13 protein-coding genes are annotated in these 17,791 nt (G+C 67.5%); 12 read left to right on the top strand and 1 reads right to left on the bottom strand.

Annotated features, from left to right (window positions below):
• Positions 1-102 precede the first annotated feature (102 nt).
• The 4 genes from CFB81_RS14615 (at position 103) to CFB81_RS14600 (ending at position 3,947) form a co-directional block, all read left to right on the top strand.
• Positions 103-1,743: a methyl-accepting chemotaxis protein gene (locus CFB81_RS14615; RefSeq protein ID WP_089435670.1), complete on the top strand. Its 1,641-nt coding sequence runs from the start codon at positions 103-105 to the stop codon at positions 1,741-1,743.
• 211 nt (positions 1,744-1,954) lie between these two features.
• On the top strand, positions 1,955-2,770 hold the full coding sequence (locus CFB81_RS14610) for a MetQ/NlpA family ABC transporter substrate-binding protein (protein ID WP_089435669.1): 816 nt from the start codon (positions 1,955-1,957) through the stop codon (positions 2,768-2,770).
• 396 nt (positions 2,771-3,166) lie between these two features.
• A complete protein-coding gene (locus tag CFB81_RS14605) occupies positions 3,167-3,628 on the top strand; it encodes an STM2901 family protein (protein WP_089435668.1) in 462 nt (153 codons plus the stop codon).
• Positions 3,615-3,947 (top strand): DUF1493 family protein, encoded by a 333-nt coding sequence (locus tag CFB81_RS14600; protein WP_089435667.1) that lies wholly within the window; start codon positions 3,615-3,617, stop codon positions 3,945-3,947. The genes CFB81_RS14605 and CFB81_RS14600 overlap by 14 nt, the downstream gene beginning before the upstream one ends.
• A gap of 126 nt (positions 3,948-4,073) precedes the next feature.
• Here CFB81_RS14600 and CFB81_RS14595 read toward each other — a convergent pair whose 3' ends face one another.
• Positions 4,074-4,382, bottom strand: a complete 309-nt coding sequence (locus CFB81_RS14595; protein WP_069620255.1) for a VF_A0006 family four-cysteine protein — start codon at positions 4,380-4,382, stop codon at positions 4,074-4,076.
• Between the two features lie 217 nt (positions 4,383-4,599).
• Between CFB81_RS14595 and imuA the strand changes: the two genes are divergently transcribed.
• The 8 genes from imuA (at position 4,600) to nagE (ending at position 17,715) form a co-directional block, all read left to right on the top strand.
• Entirely contained in the window at positions 4,600-5,307 is a 708-nt protein-coding gene (gene imuA / locus CFB81_RS14590) for a translesion DNA synthesis-associated protein ImuA (protein WP_069620256.1), read from the top strand.
• Positions 5,240-6,727: a DNA polymerase Y family protein gene (locus CFB81_RS14585; RefSeq protein WP_089435666.1), complete on the top strand. Its 1,488-nt coding sequence runs from the start codon at positions 5,240-5,242 to the stop codon at positions 6,725-6,727. The genes imuA and CFB81_RS14585 overlap by 68 nt, the downstream gene beginning before the upstream one ends.
• 6 nt (positions 6,728-6,733) lie before the next feature.
• Positions 6,734-9,952 (top strand): error-prone DNA polymerase, encoded by a 3,219-nt coding sequence (locus tag CFB81_RS14580; protein WP_089435665.1) that lies wholly within the window; start codon positions 6,734-6,736, stop codon positions 9,950-9,952.
• A 311-nt stretch (positions 9,953-10,263) separates the two neighbouring features.
• Positions 10,264-10,998 carry a GntR family transcriptional regulator gene (locus tag CFB81_RS14575; protein WP_089435664.1) on the top strand — a complete coding sequence of 245 codons (735 nt, stop codon included), beginning with the start codon at positions 10,264-10,266 and terminating at the stop codon, positions 10,996-10,998.
• Positions 10,999-11,120: 122 nt separating this feature from the next.
• Positions 11,121-12,224 (top strand): N-acetylglucosamine-6-phosphate deacetylase, encoded by a 1,104-nt coding sequence (gene nagA / locus CFB81_RS14570; RefSeq protein WP_069620314.1) that lies wholly within the window; start codon positions 11,121-11,123, stop codon positions 12,222-12,224.
• Positions 12,217-13,248 (top strand): SIS domain-containing protein, encoded by a 1,032-nt coding sequence (locus CFB81_RS14565; protein WP_069620260.1) that lies wholly within the window; start codon positions 12,217-12,219, stop codon positions 13,246-13,248. The genes nagA and CFB81_RS14565 overlap by 8 nt, the downstream gene beginning before the upstream one ends.
• Before the next feature lie 15 nt (positions 13,249-13,263).
• Entirely contained in the window at positions 13,264-15,861 is a 2,598-nt protein-coding gene (ptsP, locus tag CFB81_RS14560; protein WP_069620261.1) for a phosphoenolpyruvate--protein phosphotransferase, read from the top strand.
• A gap of 87 nt (positions 15,862-15,948) precedes the next feature.
• Positions 15,949-17,715, top strand: coding sequence for an N-acetylglucosamine-specific PTS transporter subunit IIBC (gene nagE, locus CFB81_RS14555; RefSeq protein WP_089435663.1), 1,767 nt, complete (start codon positions 15,949-15,951; stop codon positions 17,713-17,715).
• Positions 17,716-17,791 lie beyond the last annotated feature (76 nt).

Below are 17,791 nucleotides of genomic sequence, written 5' to 3'. Positions count from 1 at the left end.
TATTCAAGATGTAAGCCTCGGTGCCGTAAATGAAAGAGCAACCGTTTGCGCGCGGCAGGCCGTTCGCGCGCCGGATGCATCGACATCGACAGAGGCACGCAGATGAGCAGAATGAGTTTGAACCGCAAGCTGTGGCTCGCGCTTGCGCTGGTATGGATCGGTCTTCTGGGCGTCGGCGCATGGAGCGCCTACGAGACGCGCGCGACGATGCTCGCCGAACGCAAGGCCGGCATCGCGAATCTCGTCGACTCGGCGGCGGGCATCGTGAAGGCCTATCACGCGCTTGCGCAGAGCGGCACGATGCCCGAGGCCGACGCGAAGCGCGACGCGCTCGCGCGCCTCGCCGCGATGCGCTACGGCGATTCGGGCTATGTGTTCGTGATGGATTCGAAGCCGGTCGTGCTGATGCACCCGACGCTGCCGAAGCTCGTCGACACGCAGGTCGGCGACTATCTCGATCCGGACGGCAAGCCGCTGTTCGTGACGATCCTGAACGCGGCGAAGGCGACCGGCAGCGGGTTCGCCGAATACCGCGGGCGGTTGCCGCACAGCGAGACGGCCGTGCCGAAGATCAGCTACGTCACGCGATTCGCGCCGTGGGACTGGAACATTTCGAGCGGCGTGTTCCTGAAGGACATCGACACCGTCTATTACCGGACGCTGCTCGGCCACCTGGCCGTGGTGTTCGTGATCGGCTTCGTGATCAGCGCGGCGATGCTGGTGATCATTCGCAACGTGCGCGGCAGCCTCGGTGGCGAGCCGGACGAAGCGGCCGCGCTCGCGACGCGCATCGCGCAGGGCGACCTCACGCAGCCGGTGCCGGTGCGCGCCGGCGACCGCACGAGCATGATGGCCGCGATGCACGACATGCAGGCGCGGTTGGAGGCGACGATCGGCGGGATTCGCCAGTCGGCCGAAGCGATCGCGTCGGCGAGCCGCCAGATCTCGGCCGGCAACGACGACCTGTCGCAGCGCACCGAGGAGCAGGCCGCATCGCTCGAGGAAACGGCCGCGAGCATGGAGCAACTGACCGCGACGGTGAAGCAGAACGCGGACAACGCGCGGCAGGCGAGCGGGCTCGCGAACAACGCGTCGGACATCGCGCGCACCGGCAGCGACGTCGTGAACCGCGTGATCGGCACGATGGGCGAGATCGACGACAGCTCGCGCAAGATCGCCGACATCATCGGCGTGATCGAGGGCATCGCGTTCCAGACCAATATCCTCGCGCTGAATGCGGCGGTCGAGGCCGCGCGCGCGGGCGAGCAGGGCCGCGGCTTCGCGGTGGTCGCGGGCGAGGTGCGTTCGCTCGCGCAGCGCAGCGCGACGGCCGCGAAGGAAATCCGCGCGCTGATCGTCGATTCGGTCGAGCGGGTGCGCAACGGCTCGACGCTGGTCGGTCAGGCCGGCACGACGATGGGCGAGATCCTGCAGGCGGTCGCGCGCGTGACCGACATCATGGGCGAGATCGCGGCCGCGTCCGAGGAGCAGGCGAGCGGCATCACGCAGGTCGGGCGCGCGGTCACGCAGATGGACCAGGTGACGCAGCAGAACGCGGCGCTGGTCGAGGAAGCGGCGGCGGCGGCCGCGTCGCTGCAGGAACAGGCCGCGCGGCTGCGCGATACGGTCGGCGCGTTCCGGGTCGGCAAGACCGGCGGCCCGTCGGCGCGCGGGGCCGGCGGCAGGGCGGCCGAACCGGCATTCGGCGGCGCGAGGGTGATCGACGAGGTGGTGGCGGCGTGACGGGTGTCGGCCGATGGGCCGATGCGTCGACGAGAAAGTGCAACTAACGGCCGAATCGGCCAGCGGCCGCCGGCACTGCGCTGGTGCATACCCATATGAGCGGGATGTATTTCACTTCCCGCCGATCCTGTGACACCATTTGCCCCTTCCTGCGAGTCCGGGCATACCCGTATCGCGCCCCATTTCAAGTAAGCAAGAAAGCGAGAAACAGATGAAGCGTCGCAGTCTCCTGAAGGTATTTTCCGTGCTGGCCACCGGCGCCGCGCTGACGCTGTCGGCAGGCGCGCACGCCGACGACAAGGTGATCAAGGTCGGCACGGTCGCCGGCCCGGATGCGGAAGTGTGGCAAGTCGTGCAGAAGGTCGCGAAGGAGAAGGAAGGCCTGAACGTGAAGGTCATCGAGTTCAACGACTACGTGCAGCCGAACGCGGCGCTCGATTCGGGCGACCTCGACGCGAACAGCTTCCAGCATCAGCCCTACCTCGACAGCCAGGTGAAGCAGCGCGGCTACAAGATCGTCAGCGCGGGCCTGACCTACATCTCGCCGATCGGCGTGTATTCGAAGAAGTTCAAGTCGCTGAAGGATCTGCCGCAGGGCGCGAAGCTCGCGGTGCCGAACGATCCGTCGAATGAAAACCGTGCGCTGCTGCTGCTGCAGACCCAAGGCGTGATCAAGCTGAAGGCTGGCGCCGGCACGGGCGGCAACAACGCGACGGTGCTCGACATCGCCGAGAACCCGAAGAAGCTGAAGATCTCCGAACTCGACGCCGCGCAACTGCCGCGCGTGCTGTCGGACGTCGACGCGGCCGTGATCAACACGAACTACGCGCTGGCCGCGAACCTGCAGCCGACCAAGGATGCGATCGCGCTCGAAGCGCTGACGAGCCCGTACGCGAACCTGATCGCCGTGCGTGCGAAGGACAAGGATCAGCCGTGGGTGAAGAAGCTGGTCAAGGCGTACCAGTCGCCGGAAGTGAGGGAATTCATCAAGAAGCAGTTCAAGGGCTCGATGGTCGCGTCGTTCTGAACGCGATCGGTTGATCGAATGAAGGCCTGCACGTGTGCAGGCCTTTTTTTTGTGTGCGAGCGGAATGCTTTTCGAGATGCAGGAGTAGTGTGAAGATTACACGCCGCAATTGCATCGGCGTTCATGGATGAAAGCCGTTTGGTAACGGTTCGACACGTTGGTATGGAACGTGTGCGCGACTGCTCGAATTCGGAATCGCTATGCATTTTCTCTCTCTGGCATCCCGCTGCACTCCGTCATTGCTTGTGCCGAGCCGAATAACGATTCATTCGGCATGAAATTCCATCACCGTTGCGGTGCGGTCGGCCAATAGGTCGGCCGGATTTGTCGGTACGGTAATCGTGCGTCTTCGTTAGACTAAAAAATATTTTTAAAAACTACGAACGAGGACGCTGAATGGGTGCTGTCGAGAAATTGAATGGGACTTGCCATTACTACGGGATGGCCAATCTGACTGCGGGAGAGTTGTTCTTCTGGATCATGGTTGACGAAACGATGAATCGGTTGGGCGTCGATGATGTCGTGTCGGTCGGTATGATCTTGCTTGGTAGAAGTAATTTGCCGACCAGGGTAAAGCCGGGCGGCGCGATACAGGGGACTTCGCGTGCAAGCAAATACTCAAGAAGAATTTTTCAAAAGGCTCAATTCCCGTTTGGTTGGAGATTGCCAACACTGGTAGGCGGACCCGTGCGAAATTTGAAAATCAGGTTGCTTGGAAACATCGGAACCTTCGTAGGAAGAACGATTCCTGTGCTTGGTTGGGTGATTCTTGCAAGTGATATTTCTATTATTGCCGGCAAGACGGTCGCTCACTACAATAGAGTTGCAGGAGAGGGGGTAGGTTATGGTGGATCTTGAAAAAAGGGTGATTGAATTTATAAGGAAAAAGTCCGGATTCTCTATATCATTCATGGCCGATGAGATAACGGAAAGTACCGATTTGGATCTGGACTTGCGTTTTGATGATTGTGAGGTCGAGGATCTGATGTGGGAGTATTCGGCGAAATTTAATGTTGATATAAGTGGGTTCGATATTAAAAAATATTATCCGGAAGACGATTCTTCGTTTCTTGACTTGATCAATCCGTTTAAGAAAAAAGTGATCCATCGTGTTCCGGATCTGAATGTTCGAGTGCTGATCGCATCGGCAAAAGCGGGGCGCTGGCTCTACGACTGACCGCTCACCGAGTTTGTCTACGACCTGACGGGGGGCACTGTCCGGCGTTGCTGCAAACATCGCGCAGCCCCTTTTTCATATCGGTGCGCGTAAAGGAGGGCCGACAGCGTGGCGTTCAGCCCCCGCTCACATCTCCCCACGCCGCGAGCAGATCGACATGATCTGCTGGATCGCGTAGTTGTCGCGCACGCCGGGCAGCGACTGCACGACGCACTCGTGAAAGCGCCGTTCGCGCGGCAGCAGCATCGCGTTGTTGCGGTACAGCGCGTCGCACGAGCGCTGGATCAACTGGGCCGCCGCGCCGTTACGGCTTTCGCGCAGCGCATTGAGCATGCAATCGTCGTATTGCGCGCTGCCGTCGGTCAGCGCGAAGGCTGCGCCCGGCAGCGCCAGCGCGACGGTCGCGCATGCGATCGCACGAATCGTTCGTTTCAAGTCCCCTCCAATGGTGTGGGTCGGGTCGGCGGACAGCATAACGTAAAGCGCTCGACGCGGCTGACGCGTTGCGCCGATGCGGGCCGGTGCGCCGTGGCAGGACGGACGCCCCGGCTTCTCCCTGATTTCTTCCGACGAAAACCGGTTTTACACCGCTGCTGTGCGGCGCGCGCGCATTGCCATATACTGTATATCCATACAGTTGTGGGTTGGCATCATGCTCGCATCCTCCATTGCTCCCGAGTCCCTTCATCCGTCCCTTTGGCGCGGCTCGCAACTCGCGCGCGGCGGTCCGCGCACGATCGACACGGGCTTCGCGCCGCTGTCGGCCGAACTGCCGGGCGGCGGCTGGCCGGTCGGCGGCCTCGTCGAACTGCTGGCCGCGCAGCCGGGCTGCGGCGAGATGCGGCTGCTCGCGCCCGCGCTCGCCCGCGCCGTCAGCGCGCGGCGGCCGCTCGCGCTCGTCGCGCCGCCGCAGTCGCCGCATGCCGCCGCGCTTGCCAGTCTCGGCGTGCCGGCCGACACGCTGCTGTGGCTGCGCGCCGGGAGCCGCACCGATGCGCTGTGGACCGCCGAGCAGGCGCTCAAGACGGGCTGTTGCGGCGCGCTGCTGCTCTGGCAGGACGCGCGGCCCGATGCGCTGCGGCGCCTGCATCTCGCGGCCGCGCGCACCGGCGACACGCTGTTCGTGATGCTGCGCCCGCTGTCGGCCGCGCGGCAGCCGTCGCCGGCCGTGCTGCGCGTCGCGCTGCATCCAGTGCCGGGCGGCGTGTCGCTCGACATCGTCAAGCGTCGCGGGCCCGCGCGCAGCGAGCCGTTCGTGCTCGATTTGCCGTCGCCCATCGTGGAGAGCCGCTATGCGCGTCTTGCTCGGCATCCATCTGCCGCGCCTGCCGCTCGACGTGTGCGCCCCGCCGCCGTCTGACGCGGCGGCCGGCGAGACCGGCTGTGCGGTGCTCGAGCAGGGTGTCGTGCTGATCGCCGATGCGGCCGCGCGCCGGCAGGGCGTACGCGCGGGCATGAAGCGCGGCGGCGTGCTCACGCTCGCGCCCGCGACGCATCTCGTCGAACGCGATCCCGCCCGCGAAGCCGATGCGTTGCGCGCGGTCGCGCTCGCGTTGTTGCGCTTCTCGCCGTGCGTCGCGCTCGACGACGAAGCGACGCTGATCGTCGACGTCGGCCCGAGCCTGCGCCTGTTCGGCGGGCTGCCGTCGCTGTGCCGCCAGGTGCGGGCGACGCTCGCGGCGCTCGGCTATGCGGCGCGCCTGTCCGCCGCGCCGACCGGGCGCGGCGCGTGGCTGCTCGCGCGCACGTCGGCGCGCTCGCGCATCCGGCGCCGCGTCGCGCGTCACGCGTCGCTCGTTCGCGCGCTCGATCGGCTGCCCAGTGTGCTGCTGCCCGACGCGCGTCCATATGCGGGCTGGTTCGACGGCCTCGGCTGCCGCACGCTTGCCGATCTGCGCCGCCTGCCGCGCGCGGGGCTGCAGCGGCGCTGCGGTCCCGCGCTGCTGGCCGCGCTCGATCGTGCATACGGCGAAGCGGTCGAGCCGCTCGCGTGGATGGCGGTGCCGCCCGTGTTCGACGTGCGGCTCGAATTGCCGGAGCGCGTCGAATACGCGGAAGCCGTGCTGTTCGCCGCACGGCGGCTCGTCGTGCAGCTGTGCGGCTGGCTGGCCGCGCGGCAACTGTCGCTGGCCGCGATGACGTTCGATCTCGAGCACGAGCGCGGCCGCCAGGCCGTACCGCCGACGCCGCTCGAGCTCGCGTTCGCGGCGCCCGTGCGCGACGAAGCGCATTTCATGCGGCTGCTCGGCGAGCGGCTCGCGCGCGTCGAGTTGCCGGCCGCGGTGATCGCGGTGCGGCTGAAGGCCACGCGCGTCGAATCGGTCGCGCCGCCGGCCGACGATCTTTTTCCCGAGCCGGGCGGTACGCGGGAAACCCGCGAGCGGTTGCTCGAGTTGCTGGTCGCGCGGCTCGGCGCGGACAACGTATTGCGCGCGGCGCCTGTCGCCGATTACCGGCCCGAGGTCGCGAACCGCTGGTTGCCGCTCGATGCGCAAGCGGGCAAGCCTGTTGCCGGTCCGCCCGCCGCGCCGCCGCGTCCCGCGTGGCTGCTCGCCGAGCCGCTGCCGCTTCTGATGCGCGGCGAGCGGCCGGTATTTCATACGCCGCTGCGGATGATGTCGTCGGCCGAGCGAATCGAAGCCGGGTGGTTCGACGGGCAGTTGATCGCACGCGATTACCACGTCGCGCAGGACGAAGAGGGCGCGTGCTACTGGGTATTCAAGGAGCGGACGAGCAGTCAGGCTGCCCCGCGCTGGTTCCTGCACGGTTTGTTCGGGTGAGCGGAGATGGCTGCGGAATTCAGTTTGCTGCCCGATTACGCGGAGTTGTTCTGCCGCTCGAACTTTTCGTTCCTGCACGGCGCGTCGCATGCGGATGAACTGGTCGAGCGTGCGGCGAAACTCGGCTATCGCGGGATCGCGATCACCGACGAATGCTCGCTCGCCGGTGCGCCGCGCATGCATGTCGCCGCGAAAGCGAAAGGGCTGCCGCTCGTCATCGGTTCGTATTTCGACGTCACGCCGGATGAAGTCGCGCCCGGCCAGGATCCGGGGCCCGGTGCGTTCGGACTCGTGTTGCTCGCACAGAACCGCGAAGGGTACGGCAACCTGTCCGAGCTGATTTCGTGGCGGCGGATGGAGTCGCCGAAGGGAACTTACCGGCTGACGTCGCGAATGTTGTCGAGGCCGCCTGAGAAATTCGCCCATCTGCGCGGCATGCCCGACTGCTTCGCGATTCTCGTGCCTGCGTATCCGGTGCGTGCGGCCGTGCTCGATGCGCAGGTCGCCTGGTTCCGCGCGACCTTCGGCGAGCGTGCGCGGCTCGGGCTCGTGCAGTTGCAGCGCGCGCTCGACGGCGTGCAGCGCGACGAGATTCGCGAGGCGGGCAAACGGCGCGGCGTGCGCATCGTCGCGCTTGGCGACGTGACGATGCATAAGCGCTCCTGCAAACCGCTGCAGGACGTGATGACGGCGATTCGCGTCGGGATGCCGGTTTCTGAATGCGGCTATGCGCTCGCGCCGAATGCGGAGCAGCATCTGCGTTGGCGGAAGCGAATCGCAGAACTGTTTTCGCCGAACGAGATGGCGGAGACGTGCGCGATTCTCGATGCATGCGACGTCGATCTCGGCAAACTGCGCTACGAGTATCCCGACGAGATCGTGCCGAAGGGGCTTACGCCGACGTGCTATCTGGAACAGGAAACCTTCGCGGGCGCGGCCGGGCGTTATCCGAACGGCATTCCGGAAAAGGTAGAGAAGCAGATCCGCTATGAACTCGACCTGATCGCCCAACTGAAGTACGAACCGTTCTTCCTGACCGTCTACGATATCGTCAAATACGCGCGCAGCCAGAACATCCTGTGCCAGGGCCGCGGCTCGGCCGCGAACTCGGTGGTCTGCTATTGCCTCGGCATCACCGAGGTCGATCCCGACCAGAGCACGACGCTGTTCGAGCGCTTCATCAGCGCAGAGCGCGGCGAGCCGCCCGACATCGACGTCGACTTCGAGCATCAGCGTCGCGAAGAAGTGATCCAGCATATCTACAAAAAATACGGCAAGGATCGCGCGGCGCTCGCGGCCGCCGTTTCGACGTATCGTCCGCGCGGCGTGTTGCGCGAAACCGGCAAGGCGCTCGGCGTCGATCCGATGCTGGTCGATCGCGTCGCGAAGGGGCATCGCTGGTTCGACGGCAGCCGCGATCTGCTGCAGCAATTCGCGTCGACCGGGCTCGATCCCGACACGCCGCTGATTCGCACATGGGCCGAACTGGCGGGGCGCTTGCTCAACTTCCCGCGTCATCTGTCGCAGCATTCGGGCGGCTTCGTGATCAGCCGCGGCAAGCTCACGCGGCTCGTGCCGGTCGAGAACGCGGCGATGGACGGCCGGCGCGTGATCCAGTGGGACAAGGACGATCTCGAGGCGCTCGGGCTGATGAAGGTCGACGTGCTCGCGCTCGGCATGCTGTCGGCGCTGCATCGCGCGTTCGACCTGCGCACCGCATGGCGCGGGCCGCCGGAGCCGGACGGCGAACCGTTCACGCTGAAACACATTCCGCAGGACGACAAAGCAACCTACGACATGATCTGCCGTGCCGATACGGTCGGCGTGTTCCAGATCGAATCGCGTGCGCAGATGTCGATGCTGCCGCGGTTGAAGCCCCGCCACTATTACGACCTCGTCGTCCAGGTATCGATCGTGCGGCCCGGCCCGATTCAGGGCGGCGCGGTGCATCCGTATTTGCAGCGGCGCAGGATCGTGGCCGGCGAAGAAGAGGGTGCGGTCACGTATCCGAGCGACGCGCTCAGGGAAGTGCTCATTCGCACGCTGGGTGTGCCGATCTTCCAGGAGCAGGTGATGCAGATCGCGATCGTCGCCGCGGGTTTTACGCCTGGCGAAGCGGATGACTTGCGCCGCGCGATGGCCGCGTGGAAGCGCAAGGGCAATCTCGAGAAATATCAGGACAAGATCATCAGCGGGATGCTCGAACGCAACTACACGCGCGAATTCGCCGAGCAGATCTTCGAGCAGATCAAGGGCTTCGGCGAATACGGTTTCCCCGAAAGCCATGCGGCCAGCTTCGCGAAACTCGCGTACGCGAGCAGCTGGCTCAAATGTCACGAACCGGCGATCTTCCTCGCCGCGCTGCTGAACAGCCAGCCGATGGGTTTTTACCCGCCGTCGCAACTCGTGCAGGACGCAAAGCGTCACCGCGTGAAGGTGCTGCCGATCGACGTCACGCAAAGCAACTGGGAAGCCGCGCTGGAAGCGCTGCCCGATCAGCCGCCGCCGCACGGCCAGCCCGCGGTGCGGCTCGGCCTGTCGCTCGTGCGCGGCTTGGGCGAAGCCGCCGCGCGGCGCATCGAAGCCGCTCGCACCGCTGGCCCGTTCGACAACGTCGACAGCCTCGCGCGCCGCGCGCAGCTCGAACGGCGCGATCTCGAAGCGCTCGCCGCCGCGAACGCGCTCGCGACGCTCGCCGGCCATCGCCGCGATGCATTATGGCAAGCCGTCGCCGCAGCCCCCGAACGCGACCTGCTCGCTGCCGCGCCAATCGACGAAGTGGAGCAGCCCGCGCTCGGCGCGCCGTCGGAAGCCGACGATATCCTCGCCGACTACCACACCACCGGCCTCACGCTGAACCGCCACCCGGTCGCGCTGCTGCGGCCGGCGTTGCGCGCGCAGCGGCTGTCGTCCGCGGCCGAGCTGCGCGACCGCCCCGACGGCCGGCTCGCACGCGCATGCGGGCTCGTGATCGCGCGGCAAATGCCGGGCACCGCGAAGGGCGTGATGTTCATGACGCTCGAAGACGAAACGGGCTGCGTGAACGTGATCGTCCGGCCCGAGCTGCTCGCGCGGCAGCGTCGCGAAACGCTCGATTCGCGGCTGCTCGCGGCGTCCGGCGTGTGGCAGGTCGTCAGCGACGTACGGCACCTCGTCGCGCAGCATTTCGAGGATCTGACGCCGCTGCTCGGCGGCCTGCGCACGTCGAGCCGCGAATTCCACTGACGCCTGCATCGCGCCGGCCTGCTCGGCAGGTGCATACCAGTTGGCCAAATTGGTTCTATTCCGGTCTCATATTCGCACCCGAAACCCGGCCGAACGGTGCACCGGAACCGTCCCTTTGCATACCACTTCGGGTAAATCCCTATCCCGCACTGCATTGTAAACAAAGGCTTTGTCGGCACTAAAACGCTTGCCGCGCAAGGCTTTCGGCGATTTCCGCGACGCTAATACCAGTTCGTTGACTGGTATTATGGTGGTTATATAATGCGTTCACTTTCGACGGTCCGAGATCGTCGTCCGACACCCGGAGGCGCATGGAAACCGGCTGGTCCGAACTGTCACCCGATCCCCTCGACGACACGCCGCTCTATCTGCAGCTCGCCCGCAACCTGGCGAGCGCGATTCACGCCGGCGCGTGGCGGGCCGGCGAGGCGCTACCGTCGGAGCGGCTGCTGTCGGTGTCGGTCGGCGTGTCGCGGATCACCGCACGCCGCGCGCTCGCGCTGCTGGTCGAGCAGGGCCTGATCAAGCGGGCGCGCGGGGCAGGCAGCTTCATCACGCCGCGTGTCGCCGATCCGCTGTCGCGGCTCGTCGGCTTCACCGCGAAGATGCAGCAGCGCGGCTTCGTGCCCGATTCGGTGTGGCTGGCGCGCACGCTGCGCGCCGCGAGCCGCGACGAGCTCACGCATCTCGGCCTCGCGCCCGGCGCGACGGTCGCGCGGCTCGAACGGCTGCGCCGCGCGGACGGCATCGTGATGGCGGTCGAGCACTCGACGCTGCCGGCCGCGGTGGTGCCCGATCCGCAGGCGCTCGGCGCGTCGCTGTACGAATACCTCGAGGCGCGCGGCATGACCGTCGTGCGCGCGCTGCAGCACTTTCGTGCCGCGAACGCGACGCACGCGATCGCGAAATGGATGGCGGTGAAGCCGGGCTCGGCGCTGCTGGTGATCACGCGCATCGGCTACGGCGCCGACCAACGCGCGATCGAAGTGACCGAAACGTATTGCCGCGACGACTACTACGACTTCGTCGCCGAACTGAAACGCTGACGCGCGAGACTGCCCGCGCACCCCGCGCAATCGCGATGGAACGCAATCGCGCGCAATGAATTGCAACGAATTGGCCAATCACGACGCGGATGCCTGCGTCACCCGATCATCAAGAGAACGTCATGCTGACTGGCAACATCCTCACCTCCGACGGCTGGATTCACGGCTCGCTCGATAGCGAGAACGGCCGCATCACCACGCTCGACGGCACGCCCGTCGATCCCGCGACGAACGACGCGCCGTACATCCTGCCCGGTTTCATCGACCTGCACGTGCATGGCGGCGGCGGCGCCGACGTGATGGAAGGCGGCGACGCGATCGAAACGATCGTCCGCACGCACGCGCAATTCGGCACGACGAGCCTGCTCGCGACGACGATGACCGCGCCGCGCGACGAACTGATGGAGGTCGTCGCGAACCTCGGCATCGTCGCCCGCACCCGCACGCCCGGCGGCGCGCGCGTGCTCGGCGTGCATCTCGAAGGCCCGTACATCAACCCCGGCAAGCTCGGCGCGCAGCCGGACGCGGCCGTGTCGGCCGTGCTCGACGAGGTGCTGAAGTACCTGTCGATCGCGCCGATTCGCGTCGTCACGCTCGCGCCGGAAATCGCGGGCCACATCGAGATCATCGGCGAGATGGCCGCGCGCGGCGTGCGCGTGCAGCTCGGCCACTCGCTCGCGACCTACGACGACGCGGTCGCCGCGCTCAAGCACGGCGCGTGCGGCTTCACGCACCTGTTCAACGCGATGTCGCCGCTGCATCACCGCAACCCGGGCCTCGTCGGCGCGGCGCTCGCGCATGCCGAATACGCGGAAATCATCCCCGATCTGCTGCACGTGCATCCGGGCGCGATCCGTGCGGCGCTGCGCGCGATCCCGCGCCTGTACGTCGTGACCGACAGCACGTCCGCCACCGGCATGCCCGACGGCGAATACCGGCTCGGCAGCCAGCACGTGACGAAGTGCCTCGGCGGCGTGCGGCTCGCCGACGGCACGCTCGCCGGCAGCACGCTGACGATGGACCAGGCGCTGCGCAATCTCGTGTCGCTCGGCCTGCCGATCGCCGACGTGTCGAACCGGATGTCGCGCTACGCGGCCGACTACCTCGGCATCGCCGATCGCGGCCGCCTCGAGCGCGGCGCATGGGCCGACCTCGCGGTGTTCGATCGTGACCTGAACCTCACCGCGACCTACGTCGAAGGAGAATCGATTGTCGAATATGCTTAAGGAAGCGCGCGAGTCCGCCCAGGTCGTCGCCGCGCAACTCGCCGACACCGCGCGCGTCGAAGCGCTCGCCGGCCAATTGCTCGATCACCCGCCGGCCGTCGCGCTGACGGTCGCGCGCGGCAGCTCGGATCACGCCGCCAGCTATTTCGCGAGCCTGACGATGAGCCGCCTCGGCGTGCCGGTCGCGTCGCTGCCGATGTCGGTCGCGACGCTGCAGCAGGCGCCGCTGAAGGTGCAGGACCAGCTCGCGCTCGCGTTCTCGCAGTCGGGCAAGAGCCCCGATCTCGTCAACACGATGGCCGCGCTGCGCGAAGCCGGCGCGCGCACCGTCGCCGCCGTGAACGTGCTGCCGTCGCCGCTCGCCGACGCGTGCGAGCACCAGTTGCCGCTGCTGGCCGGCCCCGAACTGTCGGTCGCCGCGACGAAGAGCTATATCGCGATGCTGTCGCTGTCCGCGCAGATCGTCGCGTACTGGCAGCGCGACGCCGCGCTGATCACCGCATTGCGCGGCCTGCCCGACGTACTCGCGCAAGCCGGCCGGCTCGACTGGTCGCAGGCCGTCGCCGCGCTCGCGGGCGTCGAGCGGATGATCGTGATCGGTCGCGGCCTCGGCCTCGCGATCGCGCAGGAAGCCGCGCTGAAGCTGAAGGAAACCTCCGGCATCCAGGCCGAGGCATTCTCGAGCGCCGAAGTCCGCCACGGTCCGATGGAACTGATCGATCGCGACTATCCGCTGCTCGTGTTCGCGCCGCCGGGGCCCGAGCAGGCCGGCCTGCTGCAGCTTGCCGCGGACATGCGTGCACGCGGCGCCGCCGTGCTGCTCGCGGCGCCCGCCGGCACGCCCGGCGTATCGACGCCCGGCGTATCGGGCACCGTGCTGCCGCTCGCGCAGTCGGCCCATTCGGCGCTTGACCCGATCGCCGCCATTCTTTCGTTCTACGTGATGGCGGCGGATCTTGCCGTCGCGCGCGGCCGCAATCCCGACACGCCGCGCCACCTGAACAAAGTCACCGAAACGCACTGATAGTCGAGAAAGCCGATGAGACGCGCCGAGGAATCCCAGTTGAAGAGCCCCAACCACGATCAGATCGTCCTGCTTAGCCCGTTGACGGGGCCGATCGTCCCGCTGGCCGACGTACCCGATCCGGTGTTCTCCGGCGGGATGTTCGGCGACGGCATCGGCATCGACCCGCTCGAGGGCCGGCTCGTCGCGCCGTGCGCGGGCGTCGTGTCGCATCTCGCGCGCACCGGCCATGCGGTGACGATCACGACGCCGCACGGCGCGGAAGTGCTGCTGCACATCGGCATCGACACCGTCGAGCTGAACGGGCAGGGCTTCATCGCGCACGTCGAAGCCGGCGCGCGCGTCGAAGCCGGCGCGTTGTTGATCGAGTTCGACCAGGACGCGGTGGCGCGAAACGCCCATTCGCTCGTGTCAGTGATCGCGATCGCGAATTCCGACGCGTTCGAGGTCGTCGATCGCGCGAGCGGTTTCGCGACCGCTGGCGAGACGCCGTTGCTCGCGCTGCGCGGCAAGGGCGAAGCCGCCGCGCAGGCGGCGCAGGCCGGCGCGGCCGCGCACAACGAAGTGCGCCGCGAGATCGTGCTCGCCCAGCCGGGCGGCCTGCATGCGCGGCCGGCTGCACGGGCGCGGGAAGCCGCGCGCGGGTTCGACGCGACCGTCGACGTGCTGTTCGACGGCCGCAAGGCGTCGATCGCGAGCGTCGTCGGCCTGCTCGGTCTCGGCGCCGGCGAAGGCGCGACGGTCGAACTGGTCGGCCGCGGCGCACATGCGCAGCAGGCCGTTGACGCGGTCGAGCGCGAGCTGCTGCGCGAAGCGCACGGCGAAGTGGAGGAAAAGCCGGCGCGGCTGACGTCGCCCGCGCCGCAGACGGTCGCACGCCACGCCGGCGCGCCGCGCGATGGCGCACCAATCGACCCGAACACGCTCGCCGGCGTGTGCGCCGCGCCCGGCATCGCGGTCGGCACGCTGGTGCGTCTCGACGATGCGGACATCGTGCCGCCCGAGCAGGCGTCCGGCACGCCGGCCGCGGAAAGCCGCCGCCTCGACCAGGCGCTGAAGGCGGTCGACGCGGAACTCGGCGAAACGGTGCGCAACGCATCGGCGCGCGGTGCGGTCGGCGAGGCGGGGATTTTCGCGGTACATCGCGTGCTGCTGGAAGATCCGACGCTCGTCGACGCGGCGCGCGACCTGATCAGCCTCGGCAAGGGCGCGGGCTTCGCGTGGCGCGCGACGATCCGCACGCAGATCGACACGCTGTCGAAGCTCGACGATGCGCTGCTCGCCGAACGCGCGGCCGACCTGCGCGATATCGAGAAGCGCGTGCTGCGCGCGCTCGGTCACACGAACGGCGCCGCGCGCGCACTGCCCGACGAAGCCGTGCTCGCGGCCGACGAATTCACGCCGTCCGACCTGTCGTCGCTCGATCGCGAACGCGTGACCGCGCTCGTGATGGCGCGCGGCGGCGCGACGTCGCACGCGGCGATCATCGCGCGGCAGCTCGGCATCCCGGCGCTGGTGGCGGTCGGCGATGCGCTGTACGCGATTCCGGACGGCACGCAGGTCGTCGTCGATGCGAGCGCGGGCCGGCTCGAACACGCGCCGACCGCGCTCGACGTCGAGCGCGCGCGGCACGAGCGCCAGCGCCTGGACGGCGTGCGCGAGGCGAACCGGCAACTGGCAGGCGTTGCGGCCGCGACCGTCGACGGCCGCGCGATCGAAGTCGCCGCGAACATCGCGACGCTCGACGACGCGAACACCGCGGTCGACAACGGCGCGGACGCGGTCGGCCTGCTGCGTACCGAACTGATGTTCATCCATCGCCAGGCCGCGCCGACGGCGGTCGAGCACCAGCAGAGCTATCAGTCGATCGTCGACGCGCTGCAGGGCCGCACGGCGATCATCCGCACGCTCGACGTCGGCGCGGACAAGGAAGTCGACTACCTGACGCTGCCGCCCGAACCGAACCCGGCGCTCGGCCTGCGCGGCATCCGTCTCGCGCAGGTGCGCCCCGATCTGCTCGACGATCAGTTGCAGGGCCTGCTCGCGGTGAAGCCGTTCGGCGCGGTGCGCATCCTGCTGCCGATGGTGACCGACGCGGGCGAACTCGTGCGGTTGAAAAAGCGCATCGACGAATTCGCGCGCGCGCAGGGCCGCACCGAGCCGATCGAGGTCGGCGTGATGATCGAGGTGCCGTCGGCCGCGCTGCTGGCCGACCAGCTCGCGCGGCACGCGGATTTCCTGTCGATCGGCACCAACGACCTCACGCAATACACGCTCGCGATGGACCGCTGCCAGGCCGATCTCGCCGCGCAGTCGGACGGCCTGCATCCGGCCGTGCTGCGCCTGATCGACATCGCGGTGCGCGGCGCCGCGAAGCACGGCAAGTGGGTCGGCGTATGCGGCGCGCTCGGCGGCGATCCGCTCGCGGTGCCGGTCCTGGTGGGCCTCGGCGTGACCGAACTGTCGGTCGATCCGGTGTCGGTGCCGGGCATCAAGGCGCGTGTGCGCCGTCTCGATTACCAGTTGTGCCGTCAGCGCGCGCAGGACCTGCTCGCGCTCGATTCGGCACAGGCGGTAAGGGCAGCAAGCCGCGAGGTCTGGCCGCTCGACTGAACGTCGGCGGCGGGCACGCGACCCGTTTTACTACGAAAGCAATTAGGTCAACGACGCTTAACGACGAGACATGGATTGGAGGATCGAATGGACGGGAATCCGTTTCTGAAAATACAGGGCCTGGGGCGGGCGCTGATGCTGCCGATCGCGGTATTGCCGGTCGCCGGCATCCTGCTGCGGCTCGGCCAGCCGGACGTGTTCAACATCAAGATGATTGCCGACGCCGGCGGCGCGATCTTCGACAACCTGCCGCTGTTGTTCGCGATCGGCGTGGCGGTCGGCTTCGCGAAGGACAACAACGGCGTGGCGGCGCTCGCGGGCGCGATCGGCTACCTGATCGAAACCGCGATCATGAAGGACATCGATCCCAAGCTGAACATGGGCGTGCTGTCCGGGATCATCGCGGGTGTCGTCGCGGGCCTGCTGTACAACCGCTATAAAGACATCAAGCTGCCGGACTACCTCGCGTTCTTCGGCGGCAAGCGGTTCGTGCCGATCATCACGGGGCTGGTCTGCGTGATATTGGGCATCGCGTTCGGGTACGTGTGGCAGCCGATCCAGCATGCGATCGACGCGGCCGGCCAGTGGCTGACGACGGCGGGCGCGATCGGTGCGTTCGTGTTCGGCTTCCTGAACCGCCTGCTGCTCGTCACCGGCCTACACCACATCATCAACTCGCTCGCGTGGTTCGTATTCGGCAACTTCACGCCGCCCGCCGGCGGCGAGATCGTGCACGGCGACCTGCACCGCTTCTTCGCGGGCGACCCGACCGCGGGCACCTTCATGGCCGGCTTCTTCCCGATCATGATGTTCGGCCTGCCGGCCGCATGTCTCGCGATGCTGCACGAAGCGCCGAAGGAGCGCCGCGCGATGGTCGGCGGCCTGCTGTTCTCGATGGCGCTGACGTCGTTCCTGACCGGCGTGACCGAGCCGATCGAATTCAGCTTCATGTTCCTCGCGCCGGTGCTGTACGTGATCCACGCGGTGCTGACGGGGCTGTCGCTCGCGATCTGCCAGATCCTCGGCGTGAAGCTCGGCTTCACGTTCTCGGCCGGCGCGATCGACTACGTGCTGAACTACGGGCTGTCGACGAAGGGCTGGATCGCGATTCCGCTCGGTATCGCGTACGGCGTCGCGTACTACGGGCTGTTCCGTTTCTTCATCCGCAAGTTCAACATGGCCACGCCGGGCCGTGAGCCGGCATCGACCGACGCGGCCGCGGACTCGTACGCATCAGGCGGCTTCGTCGCACCGGGCGCGGGCGCGACGGCCACGGCTGCCGCACCGCGTGCGCAACGCTACATCGCCGCGCTGGGCGGAGCGGCCAACCTGTCGGTCGTCGACGCGTGCACGACGCGCCTGCGCCTGACCGTCGTCGATCCGGAAAAGGTATCGGAGCCGGAACTGAAGTCGATCGGCGCACGCGGCGTGCTCAAGCGTGGCGGCAACAGCGTGCAGGTGATCATCGGGCCCGAGGCCGACATCATCGCCGACGAGATGCGTGCCGCGATCGGCGCCGGCGCGACCGCTGCGGCAGCGTCGGCGCCGGTCGCCGCGCAGCCCGTCACGGGCGCGGCCGCCGGCCCGCTCGATCCGGAGCCGGCCCGCTGGCTCGCGGTGTTCGGCGGCGCGACCAACGTCGTGTCGCTCGACGCGGTGGCCACCACGCGCCTGCGCGTGGTCGTGCGCGATCCGTCGGCGGTCGATCGCGAGCGTCTCGGCACGCTCGACGTCGCATGGGTGTCGCTCGACACGTTCCACATCGTCTGCGGCAACGCGGCGGCACGCTATGCCGAACAGCTCGGCGCGCGCCTGCCGCCGTCGGGCGGCGGGGCGGCTGCGCAACCGGCGTGATGCGGTGAAGCCGGCCTGATCGATCCGCGTGGCGGATCCGGGCCGGCCGTCAAAAGAACAACGGCTTGCGACGTAC

The sequence above is a fragment of the Burkholderia sp. AU28863 genome (assembly GCF_002223195.1).
Lineage (GTDB): Bacteria > Pseudomonadota > Gammaproteobacteria > Burkholderiales > Burkholderiaceae > Burkholderia > Burkholderia sola.
Note: the sequence above shows the minus strand (reverse complement) of the source record. Positions and strands in the feature narration are given on the sequence as shown.